The sequence below is a fragment of the Acinetobacter calcoaceticus ANC 3811 genome, assembly GCF_000399665.1.
Classification (GTDB): Bacteria; Pseudomonadota; Gammaproteobacteria; order Pseudomonadales; family Moraxellaceae; genus Acinetobacter; species Acinetobacter calcoaceticus_B.
On the sequence record NZ_KB976986.1, the window covers coordinates 2,597,303 to 2,609,284 of the forward strand.

11 protein-coding genes are annotated in these 11,982 nt (G+C 39.7%); 7 read left to right on the forward strand and 4 right to left on the reverse strand.

What is annotated here, in order from left to right; genetic code table 11:
* The first annotated feature begins 162 nt into the window (after positions 1-162).
* Positions 163-423, forward strand: coding sequence for a DUF2798 domain-containing protein (locus tag F935_RS13455; protein ID WP_016139403.1), 261 nt, complete (start codon positions 163-165; stop codon positions 421-423).
* Between the two features lie 59 nt (positions 424-482).
* Here the strand turns inward: F935_RS13455 and F935_RS13460 are convergent, their stop codons facing one another.
* The 3 genes from F935_RS13460 to gspF form a co-directional block, all read right to left on the reverse strand.
* Positions 483-827: a hypothetical protein gene (locus tag F935_RS13460; RefSeq protein WP_016139404.1), complete on the reverse strand. Its 345-nt coding sequence runs from the start codon at positions 825-827 to the stop codon at positions 483-485.
* A 269-nt stretch (positions 828-1,096) separates the two neighbouring features.
* Positions 1,097-1,681 (reverse strand): type II secretion system major pseudopilin GspG, encoded by a 585-nt coding sequence (gene gspG / locus F935_RS13465; RefSeq protein ID WP_016139405.1) that lies wholly within the window; start codon positions 1,679-1,681, stop codon positions 1,097-1,099.
* A gap of 23 nt (positions 1,682-1,704) precedes the next feature.
* Positions 1,705-2,910, reverse strand: coding sequence for a type II secretion system inner membrane protein GspF (gspF, locus tag F935_RS13470; protein WP_016139406.1), 1,206 nt, complete (start codon positions 2,908-2,910; stop codon positions 1,705-1,707).
* Positions 2,911-3,058: 148 nt separating this feature from the next.
* On the opposite strand from gspF, the gene F935_RS13475 reads away from it, so the two are divergent.
* From F935_RS13475 to F935_RS13500, 6 genes are all read left to right on the forward strand, one after another.
* On the forward strand, positions 3,059-5,287 hold the full coding sequence (locus F935_RS13475) for a primosomal protein N' (protein WP_016139407.1): 2,229 nt from the start codon (positions 3,059-3,061) through the stop codon (positions 5,285-5,287).
* Between the two features lie 76 nt (positions 5,288-5,363).
* The gene (locus tag F935_RS13480; RefSeq protein WP_016139408.1) at positions 5,364-7,208 is read left to right on the forward strand and encodes a monovalent cation:proton antiporter-2 (CPA2) family protein; all 1,845 of its coding nucleotides are present in this window, start codon (positions 5,364-5,366) and stop codon (positions 7,206-7,208) included.
* Positions 7,209-7,371: 163 nt separating this feature from the next.
* Positions 7,372-8,247 (forward strand): Hsp33 family molecular chaperone HslO, encoded by an 876-nt coding sequence (gene hslO, locus F935_RS13485; RefSeq protein ID WP_016139409.1) that lies wholly within the window; start codon positions 7,372-7,374, stop codon positions 8,245-8,247.
* Positions 8,248-8,384: 137 nt separating this feature from the next.
* Positions 8,385-8,996, forward strand: coding sequence for a LysE family translocator (locus tag F935_RS13490; RefSeq protein WP_004794957.1), 612 nt, complete (start codon positions 8,385-8,387; stop codon positions 8,994-8,996).
* A gap of 147 nt (positions 8,997-9,143) precedes the next feature.
* Positions 9,144-10,100: a DnaJ C-terminal domain-containing protein gene (locus F935_RS13495; protein ID WP_016139410.1), complete on the forward strand. Its 957-nt coding sequence runs from the start codon at positions 9,144-9,146 to the stop codon at positions 10,098-10,100.
* 11 nt (positions 10,101-10,111) lie between these two features.
* Positions 10,112-10,441 carry a chaperone modulator CbpM gene (locus F935_RS13500; protein ID WP_016139411.1) on the forward strand — a complete coding sequence of 110 codons (330 nt, stop codon included), beginning with the start codon at positions 10,112-10,114 and terminating at the stop codon, positions 10,439-10,441.
* Between the two features lie 271 nt (positions 10,442-10,712).
* Here the strand turns inward: F935_RS13500 and F935_RS13505 are convergent, their stop codons facing one another.
* A complete protein-coding gene (locus F935_RS13505; protein WP_016139412.1) occupies positions 10,713-11,924 on the reverse strand; it encodes a magnesium transporter CorA family protein in 1,212 nt (403 codons plus the stop codon).
* Positions 11,925-11,982: the final 58 nt, after the last annotated feature.

Consider the following 11,982-nt stretch of genomic DNA (forward strand, 5'->3'; position numbering starts at 1 on the left):
TAGTTTGAAAATTTCATGTTAAATTAAATCCGCTGATTAAAAAGCCGTAAACGTTTACGTTAATCAACGTTCCAACATACCCCTAACAATGCATGAAGCTATTTGTTCAAAATATTTTGATACTTTGAATGGTACAGGCGTTTGTTTGTTTACGGAGTCAAAATGCAAAACCAAAAAACTTTCTATAATTTTAAGAAACTTCCAAGTCGCTATGCAGCTATTGTTTTACCCTTTCTTCTATCGATCATTATGACTTTTGTAGTGTCCATGGTCAGCACTTTAAGAAGTTTAGGATTAGAAGAATTTTCCCTTTATGTATGGATGTCTGCATGGGCAATTTCTTGGCTAATTGCTTTTCCAACGCTACTCTTAGTCTTGCCTGTCGTCCGTAAAATCACTGCACTATTGGTAGAACCTGTTTAAAACAATAAAACGTAGATATTTAGTCTACGTTTTTCTAAAAATTTAGTTTTAAAACATCATTAAAAAGCGATCGATAATTGCAAAGATAAATAAGCAACTAAACTCGATAAAAAGACCATGGGTACATAACGATAAGCTTTAAAAAGTAATTGCTCATATTGAGTAGATATTTGTTTAGCTTGCCAGACACTCGCTTTTAATGCAGTAAAAAAGCTCACCATCAACCATGCACTGACAATACTTAATGCGAAGAAACCAATCATAATTTGGCTACTTCCCTCTGTACTCAGCCATAGCTTTAAGAAAACTTCAGCGATTGGCAATAAGCCCAAAATCAACAGGACAGACTTGAGCATTACCCAATGGAACTGAGTCAGTTCATCTAATATGAGAAATGCTTTCATTTAATCTCTCCTTTTTAATGGAATAAAGTGCTTTTTATTTATTATGCAAAGCTTTCTTTTAAATATATAGCTTATTTTTCTCTACATTTTAACTTTCTTGTAACTATTAAATATGGGAATAATTCTTATTATAAATCTCAAATATGATTATTAATTTTAATTTATATTTTTCATGTATTTATTATATTTTTCTGCTTGAGAGAGATTATCAATTCGAATTTATCGGGTTGTCTTTTTAACTGAATTGATAATCTCTATTATATTTTCAATTAAGGTTGATAATAAATATCCGCGTCATTACCTTCACCACCATCTTTACCATCTGCTCCAAATGAGTACAAATCAAAAGCGCGACCATCAGCCCCTGGAATGACATATTGAACATCATTTTTCCAGCTGTCTTTAGGATAACCACCTTTTACATAGCCACCCGGCATCCAGTTTTTCGCTGTTGCAGGTTGATTAACTAAAGCATCTAGTCCACCTTCTTGCATGGTTGGGAAGTGTCCGTTATCAAGCTTGTACTGATCTAAAGCACCTGCCACACCTTTTAATGTAATTTGGGTAGTATCAATTTTAGCTTTTTCACTACGCCCCATGACATTTGGTACGATTAACGCTGCTAACACGCCTAAAATTACAATCACGACCATGACTTCAATGAGCGTAAAGCCTGAGGCACGTTTCATTCGAGCACCGCTCGAACGTGCCGCAAGTCCGAAAGCTACGCTTGAGGAGCAAACATCTGATGCAGAGCTATGCTCGGAATGGCACGTTGGCTCAAACTGATTTGAAACCGCAGATTCACTATGTTGTTCCATCGCTGTTTCGCTTTGAATATTTTTTACTTTCATCATTATCTCTAATATCAAAGTTATTAAATCATATTGTTCATATTTACGATTGGTAGCATAACCGCGATTACAATAACCAGTACGATGCTTGCCATTAGAACCAGCATAAGTGGTTCAAGTAATGCCAGTAAGGTTGAAATAAATGTTGTAACCTCACGGTCTTGCATGGTCGATGCACGTTCTAACATGCGGTCCAGTTCGCCTGATGCCTCACCACTTCGAATCATTTGTACCATCATTGGTGGAAAATAACCACTACGCTCAAGCTGTGTACTCAAGTTACCACCTTCTGTCACACGCTCAGCTGCATGGGCAATTGAATCACGTATGACCCAGTTACTAGTCACTGCTGCACCAATTTTTAAGGCATCCACCAAAGGCACGCCGGAACGCGTCAAAATAGATAAGGTACTGGCAAATCGTGCAGAATTAATACCACGTGACAGTTTACCGAATAATGGCAATTTGAGTGTTAATCGATCAAAAGCGTAATGCCCAGCAGTGGTTTTTAAAAATCTTACGAATGCGACCACTCCCACAACTGCAAAAATAATAATAAACACCCAAGCATGCCGAATAAAATCACTGGCTTTCATTAAAGCAACTGTAATCCACGGTAGAGCATCTTTACTTTGGTCAAATGTTTTTACAATCTCTGGCACAACATAAGTCATTAAGCCCATCACAATACCAAAAGACATCAGCATTAAAATGATCGGGTAAATCATTGCACCCTGAACTTTCTTTTGCATTGCAGAACGGTTTTCGGTGTAATCCGAGAGCTGATCTAAAATTAGATCTAAATGCCCCGAACGTTCACCTGCGGCGACCGTTGCAATATAGAGGTCAGGAAACCGTCCAGATTGTTGCATCCCTTGTGCGAGAGAATGCCCTTCTAAAACGCGAGAACGGACAGATAATAAAAGGTTTTGCACATGCGGTTTTTCACTTTGCCTACTCACGGCACGCAATGCTTCTTCTAGAGGAATTGCGGCTGCAACCAAAACAGAAAGCTGTCTGGTCATGAGTGCCAAATCATAAGCACTGAACTTTTTTTGAAATAACCCCTGACTCTGATGTTTATCTTTTTGTTCAACAGGGTCAACGCTAATTGGTGTCCATGCTTTATCGCGTAATTGTTGGCGAATCTGGCGTGCTGAGTCTCCCTCAAGCACTCCTTTTTGCTGCTTCCCTGAAGCATCAATGGCAGTAAATTGATATGCAGGCATGGTAATGTTCTAATTTTCCAAAAATAATAGTCGCTGCTGTTGCATCTATGCTACGCAATCATTCATATTCGTTCTATAGCCTGTGTAGAATACCCAAGTCCTCTTCACGACGCTATGCCGTTTTTTAAAATTGACGAAATGAGCCTCTATGACCATAACGCCAAAGCCTGATTCAGTTGTTTATCGTGTGCGTGTAGCCGTACCTGTGCATCTGTACGACACTTTTGACTATACACTCACCGAAGCACAATATGAACGGGCTCACGTAGGCTCACGCGTCGCCATTTCATTTGGACGCCAAAACCTGATCGGCATCATTACTGAAAAAGTAAATCCACATGAGCCATTTACGGGCAAATTTCAGCTTAAAGCCATTTCTGAACTTTTAGATGAAGAACCTATTTTAGATGAACAACTTTTAAGTTTATTGACATGGTCCGCACAATATTACCAATTTCCAATTGGTGAGGTCATGCAAACGGCTATTCCAGCTTTATTGCGTCAGGGTAAACCGATGGATGTTTTATTCCATCTATGGAAAATCACTCCCTGTGACGATGTCGAAACTCTGCTTAAACGCTCGGTGAAGCAACAAGATGCCTATCAGATTTTGAAATTACATCCTGCTGGAACTACAGAAAATATTCTAAATTTAAGTGGTGTAGAAACAGCAACGCTTAAAGCGCTTCAAAAGAAAGGGCTGGTAGATTGTACGCTCGAACCACACGACTTTAGCCCTACCCCTGTTCAATTGGCACAAATGCCGCTCACGCTAAATGAAGATCAAAAGCAAGCGACTCAACATGTCATTAAAGCCCAGCATCAATACCAAGCATTTTTGCTAGATGGTTTAACAGGTAGCGGTAAAACTGAAGTTTATTTGCACATCATGCATGAGGTACTAAAACAAGGTAAACAAGTACTGGTGTTAGTACCTGAAATTGGTCTAACCCCTCAAACTATTTCCCGTTTTAAGTCTCGTTTTAACTGCGACATTGCTTTATTACACTCTGGCTTAAATGACTCTAAACGCCTGCAAGCATGGCAACAGGCACAGACCGGAAAAGCCTCTATTATTTTAGGAACACGCTCTGCCATCTATACACCTCTGCCACGTTTGGGCCTCATCATTTTAGATGAAGAACATGATCTGTCTTATAAGCAACAAGAAGGCTTCCGCTACCATGCGCGTGATGTCGCACTGTATCGCGGCCACTTGCAAAGCTGCCCTGTTATTTTAGGGTCCGCAACACCAAGTATTGATAGTTATTATTTGGTTGAAACTGGCAAATTAACTGGACTGCAACTCAACAAACGTGCTGGACATGCACTTTTGCCTAAAATGCATTTGATAGACCTTAAAATTGTTAAAAAACAGCATGGAATTAGCCAGCCCCTTATTGAACAAATCAAACATACATTAGCTAGAAAAGAACAGGTTTTAATCTTTTTAAACCGTCGTGGCTATGCACCTGTACTGGTTTGTGAAAGCTGTGGTTGGCAAGCAAATTGTCCACATTGTGATGCACATTTTACTTTGCATACTCAGCCTTATTCTTATTTACATTGCCACCACTGCGGAACCATTCATCGCCTACCCGATCATTGCCCTGAATGTCAGCAAAAAAGCTTAAAAACTTTAGGTGCAGGAACAGCTAAAGTTGAAGAGCACTTACAAGAACTATTTCCAGATCATGATGTAATTCGGGTCGATCGTGACAGTACCAGTCGTGTCGGAAGCTGGCAAAAAATTTATGATCGTATTCATCAAAACAAACCAACAATTTTACTCGGCACTCAAATGTTGGCAAAAGGCCATCATTTTCCACATGTCACATTAGTTGCCATTTTAGATATTGATGCAGGTTTACTCAGTGTAGACATCCGTGCGCCAGAACGTACGGCGCAGCTGATTGTGCAAGTCGCTGGTCGTGCAGGTCGTGGTGAACACAAAGGCCATGTTTATTTACAAACCTTAAGGCCTGATCATCCACTACTAACCACACTCATCGAAAAAGATTATCGCGCGGTTGCCAAACAAACGCTGGCTGAACGTAAAGTTGCTTTGCTGCCGCCTTATCGCTATGCAGTACTGATACGTGCAGAATCCAAAGATCGTGACTATACCTTACAATTTTTAAATGAAGCTGCCGAGCAACTTCGTCAAGTGGCTGGTGAGATTGTGGATATTTGGGGGCCTATTCCAGCGCCGATGGAACGTAAAGCGGGACGCTACCGTGCCCACATGGTGATTTTATCTGCCGATCGTGCTCGCCTACATTTTTACTTAAGACAATGGTGGTCTCAATTGGTTCATGCCCCAAGACAGCATCAACTCAGGCTATCAATTGATGTCGATCCGCAAGAATTTAATTAGATGATTTGAATATCATGGTGTGAAGAAGCCTTTTTGGCTTTACACTTAAAAAAGACTAATACATTCGAGGCAATGAATGTCATTCCTACTGCAAGCAACAATCTTTCTTGGAGCTTCTCTGATTTTAGTCCCTCTTGGCAAACGCCTAGGGATAGCAACAGTTTTAGGTTATTTATTTACAGGCATTCTTCTAGGTCCTAGTGTTTTAAATATTGCACATGACCCTGAAGCGATTATGGAACTTGCCGAATTCGGTGTCATTTTATTGATGTTCCTGATTGGTTTAGAACTAAGACCACAGCGGTTGTGGGAAATGCGTGACTCTATTTTTGTAATGGGAAGTCTGCAAGTCCTCATTAGCGGTGGCGTACTTATGCTGATCATACTATTACTCTTTAAGCAGCAGCTTTCTGTCAGCTTTGTCATTGGTTTTGCCCTTGCGCTATCTTCTACCGCTTTTGTATTACAGCTTCTGACTGAAAAGCAGCAGCTCAACACGACTTATGGTCAGCAGTCTTTTTCGATTTTGCTCTTTCAAGATATAGCAGCGATTCCCTTACTTGCCATCATTCCATTATTGGCAGGAACAGAATCAACCCATCATGGGATTGCTTATTTTGCGGCTATTATTGCAACCTTTACGGGCCTGTTTCTGTTTAGTCGCTATGTGATGCGTCCATTCTTCCGCTTTGTTGCCAAAAGTGGCGCGACTGAACTTATTACAGCAGTAGGATTATTTATTATTCTTGCCGTTGTCTTGCTTATGGATACCTTAGGAATTAGCACCACATTAGGCGCGTTCCTTACAGGTGTATTATTAGCAGATTCAGAATTTCGTCACGAAGTTGAAGCGAGTATTGCACCATTTAAAGGTTTACTGCTTGGCTTATTCTTTATGACCGTGGGTATGACTACTCAGCTGTCACTACTCATTGAAATGCCTTGGCTCATTATTGGTGGAGCAGTCGGCTTATTACTCATCAAAACACTAATATTGACTGCCATTGCCCGCTATAAAAAATACAGTTGGAATAACAGTTTGCTATTGGGTACTTGCTTGGCACAAGGTGGTGAATTTGCTTTTGTAATTTTGAGCCTTGCAAAAAGTGAGAAGATTTTAACGGAAGCTCTATTAGAGCCAGTAACCCTTATTGTGACGTTGTCGATGGTACTCACACCAGTGATTTACTGGCTTATGGCAACCAAGGTCATTCCTCTGTTTAATAAAGAACGTCCACCTGAATATGATGAAATTCCTCAGCAAGATAACCCGATTATCATTGCTGGTTTTGGTCGATTTGGACAAATTATCGCGCGTATTGCCCGCCTGCAACATTTGGGCTTTACCGCAATCGACAACAATCTTCATCAAGTGGACTTTGTTCGTCGATACGGCGGTAAGCTTTATTATGGTGATGTGACCCAACCAGATTTACTGCGTTCTGCGGGTATTGAAAAAGCCAAAGTATTTATTCTAGCGATTGATGATGTTGAAGATTCAATGAATGTCGCACGCCATCTCAGATTAAACTATCCAAATTTAAAGCTGTTGGCTCGTGCTCGTGACCGCCACCATGTACATCTTTTAAGAGATTTAGGCGTGGAATACATTTGGCGTGAGACGTATTTATCTTCATTAGGTATGGCTTATCGCGCCTTGCGAGAACTAGGTATCTCTGATGAACAGGCCTATAACAATATCGAAATTTTTCGGGATTATGATGAGAAATTGCTCATACAGCAGCAAAGTATTTATACTGATGAACAGAAGATCTTTGAAACACATCGTAATGCCTTAGCCGAACTTGAGCATTTGTTTGAAAGTGATGCGCAGCAACAGGCCACATCAAAACACGATGTGAATTTAAAGCGTCATTTACAACCAAATCGCATCGACATTACACGAGATCATCTAGAATAACTTGAGATTTCAAAAAATGGCTATATTAAGGACTTATTCACATTGCCTAAATAATTGGACAATGGGCACAAAGCTGCCCCTGTCCCGCTTGCGGCTTCGCTGCATTTCCTAAGCTTGATTAAAACGAAATAGTTATACTCTGCTTAGGGCCCTGGAGAATATTATGTCTGATTTACGCCAACGCTTTTATATTGAGAACTTTCCAGTTCGTGGGGAAGTAGTTCATCTAGAAGAGGCACTACAAACTATCTTAGCTCAACGTGACTATATGCCTGCGGTTAAAATTCTGCTAGGTGAAATGTTGAGTGCGACTGCATTACTTGCAAGTACACTAAAAATCAAAGGCCGTATCAGCTTGCAAATCCAGGCTAGCGGCACCTTTAAGTGGGCAATGGCTGAATGTAATCATTTAGGTGAAGTTCGTGCTCTAGCGGATTACGAAACGGATCCACGCTTCATTGAAGCAACAGACAGCAGCACAGTTCTCGGCGCTTTAGTTAATCCAGTTTTGTTTATTAATATTGAACCGGAATTTGGCGAGCGTTATCAAGGGATTGTGCCGCTTGACCAAGTAACCTTAGCTGGTTGCCTCATGCAGTATTACGATTTGTCTGCACAAATTCCAACTCGCATTGTGTTAGCGAGTACGACCAAACGCTCTGGTGGTTTACTCATTCAGCTTTTACCACGTCACAATGAAGAAGAGCAAAAATTGGTCGATGAAGATTTATGGCCACGCTTGACCATGTTGACTGAAACATTAAAAGCTGAAGAGCTCACCAATTTAGATGCAAATGAAATCTTATATCGTTTATATAACGAAGAAGAAGTTCGTTTACCAGAAATTGAAGCATTAAAATTTGGCTGTACATGTTCAAAAGAACGCTGTGCACATGCGCTTATTCAAATTGGTGTAGATGCTGTTCATGAAACGTTAGAAGAACAGAACCCGATTCGTATGGATTGCCAGTTCTGTAATACTCAATACACCTTTACTGCTGAAGAAGCTTTAGCGTTATTTGGTGAGCATTTGAGTTAATCTTCAAAATTTATAAAAAGGCGGATATACCGCCTTTTTATTTGTCTGTACTTTTGATGATCATTTTCAATATCTTATTTTAGATAGGATAATATAAGGCTACTTTATAGCCTAATAAATAAGACACTCAAAAAGCCATGAATTATTTTGATTATTTTCTCTTTATTTTTAGCGTAGTTATCATGATTGCTACCCCTGGGCCTGTCATGATTTTAGTTGCAAGCGCTGGACTTAAAGGAGGGTATAAAAAAGCGCTTGAAACCATTTTTGGTACAAATTTAGCATCTCTTGTCTTAATTTTTATTTCAGTGCTTGTTTTAAAGGGAGTGCTCAGTGTTAACGATAGTTATCTTAATATCATTCGGATTTTAGGCTGTCTATATATTGGTTATTTAGGTTTCAGTATTCTTAAAGAAGTGATTCAAGCCCCTCACCCAGAAGCGATACAAACAGTTTCAGCACAAAATGGCGGCTTTAAAAAAGGCTTTCTCGTCGGTATTTCAAACCCTAAAGATATTATATTTTTCTCGGCTTTCTTTCCGCAATTTGTCTCTATTACGCCCCAATTAAATTTAAGTCTAACCATCCTCACTCTGACATGGATCGTTTTAGACTTCCTGACATTATCTTTGGTTTATATATTCTTCCGTCGCCTTTCTAACAGTCATTTATATCCAAAAATATTAGGCCTATGCGGTTTATTACTTTTACTTATTGCCCTTTACGGCTTATATCAAAGTTTCATCTAAATCAGGAGAGGTATATACCTCATTTATCTATGCCTCTTCCTCTCAATTTTATTTTGGAATAGAACAACTCTTATACAATCTAGCTTATTGAAAACTTTAAAAATCGTTTCATAATGAAATAAACCTACATCATCGTGATAAAACATTATGGCAAAAAATTATTATGAAGAATTAGGGGTTACACGCAAAGCCTCTGCTGATGAAATTAAAAAAGCTTATCGAAAATTAGCTCGTAAATATCATCCTGACATTAGCAAAGAAAAAGATGCAGAAGAAAAGATGCAGGCTATTAATGTTGCCTATGACACCTTAAGCAATGCCGAAAAAAAAGCTGAATATGACCAAATGTTAGACCACCCTCAAGGTTTCAATAACTTTGGTCAGGGCGCTGCGCAAGGTGGTTTTGATGGAGCACAGTTTTATCGCCAAGGTTTTACAGGTGGTGAACAAGCAGACTTTAGCGGTTTTGAAGATTTATTTGGGCGCTTTGGTGCAGGATTTGGTGGTGGTCAGCAGCAACACCAGAGACAACAGCGTAGTTATCGCGGTGAAGACCAACATGCCAGCATAGAAGTCGATCTTGATATTGCCTATCAGGGATCAACGCAACAGATTACCCTACAAATTCCGACCGTGAATGCTTATGGCGAGCCTGAAGTTCAGCGCAAAACCCTTCAAGTCAAAATACCAAAAGGTATGAAAGAAGGTCAGCAAATCCGCTTAAGTGGACAAGGGCAAAGTGGTATCAATGGCGGTGCCAACGGCGATCTTTATATTGAAATTCAGTATAAAGACACAGACCGCGTTCATGTTGAAGGCAGTGATGTATATTTGACTGTAGATGTAGCTCCGTGGGAAGCTGCGTTAGGTCAGAGTATTGAAGTAAAAACACCAGCTGGACCTTTAAACGTCAATTTACCTCACAACGCAAAACAAGGACAACAGCTACGTTTAAAAGACAAAGGGATACCAAATAAAACGCCAGGCCATCTCTATTTAATTTTAAATATTGTATTCCCCCCAGCACATTCTGAAAAAGAAAAACAAGCCTATCAGCAACTGGCTGAAGCCTTCGCTTCATTCGAACCTCGTTCATCTCATTAGGGAGCAAGATTATGACAACCATTCATTATCGAGAAATTGTATATGACGGCCATACCTTTAGTGCAGAGGTCGTTGATGAACAATCCACATTTGATCTACAACAATTTGCTCAAGCTTGTGGTCAAAGCCCTGACTGGATCATTCAGTTAATTGAATATGACATTTTATCAGTCGACAATACACCTGAAGCACACCAATTTATGGGTGAAGATGTTGCCCGTGCTCGTAAAGCTTATCGTCTGCAAAGAGACTTTGACGCAAGTTTGGCAGCAGTTGCGGTGATGCTAGATTTGATTGATGAAGTACAACAACTTAGAAAACAGTTGAAGCATTTTCATTAAATTAGATAGCCACGACGGAGTCCTACTGGCACTCATTGTCTATTCCATCAGCTAATTACGTTACTTTTGTTTTGGCATGAGTAGCGAAGCTACGCAAGGCCAAAACCAGAGATATTGAAGTGCGTACTAAGGTCAAATTTATATTTGAACGCAAGCTACGCACTTCGTTTGTCTTGCGCTCGAAGCAAACGAGGTTTGCTTTTTCTCGCTCAGGTTGTGGATGACGCTTAGCTCGAGCAAATTTGGGAAAAGATTCAATAAAAATAAAAAATTATTTCAATCGAGTAATCTTCTCCAATTCCTTCACAGTCTGTTTAATCGGCTCATATTCCAAAAACCAAAACAAATTCATCCGATCTTGACGATGCTGCTGGGCCAACAAATCAATGACACTTTTTTCTCCACGTCCAACCAAGTGCTGTCGATAAAAATAGTACAACAGAAAAATCGTACTAATCAGCATGGCACCCAGCATAATCCAGAACCCAACGGGTGATTTAAGACCAGGAATAAACTCAAAATTCATTCCATAAATGCCGGTTAAAAGGGTAAGCGGTGCAAAGACTGCGGTAATAATTGCGAGAATTCGCATGTTTTCATTGGTTTGGTTCGCAATAGCAGAAAAATGTAAATCAATGGCTGACTGAATTGCGCTGCGTAACCGCAAAGTATGTTTCTGAATACGTTCAACATGACTCATTAAATCATTTAAACGAACCAGTAAAATATCTTGAGAATTACGGATGTGACCGCCAACGACATGGTGGTAATTCTCTACAATTTCATCCCGAAATTCTTGAAGGGTTTCGATTTGTTCTTCACATAAATTTTCGACCTGTTGAAAGGCCATATTTTCATGGAATAGTTGGTGCCATTGTTTAAAACGGCGATTACCCTGTAACAATTGTTGCTGCCAATGCTCGACTCTTCTCGTCAATGGTGAACGGATATCAAGATAACCATCAACCATACTATTTAACAGACGTAACGATAAATCGACGGGTGAATTCGGTAATTTACGGGTTTTGTTTTGTTCTTCTAAAGTTTTGCATAAAATATTTTCGAGACGTTGAATATAGTTTTCAATCGACTTATTCCCCTGCTCGCGCACACTAATCAGCACATCAGGCGTCAAAATAAAACTAATAGGTGTCGTTGCTAAACCAAAAACACTATCTTGTGATTCTGCATGTTTAATTTCATCGTCAGGTGTGACCAGCTTCTTAAAAATTAATAGGTCATACTCTTCAAGCGTATCGAATGCGCAGGGATGTTCTATATTGGCAATATCCCGCATATGAAATTCATTAATAACAACGCCTGAAAGCTTTTGAATCTCGTGTTGCCATTCTTCGTTATGGTTAACCACATCCGTTCTGACACTATCAATCCAGAAAAACTCCAGAACATGTTCACTATGCTGTTCACGGCTTAAAAAGACATAGCCGTCGCTTTGATGGCGATAAAAGTAATAAACCTGCATACCACAACGATCTGTTTTTGTATTACTTGCATCATGCCATAAAAAAAGTCCGCATCAA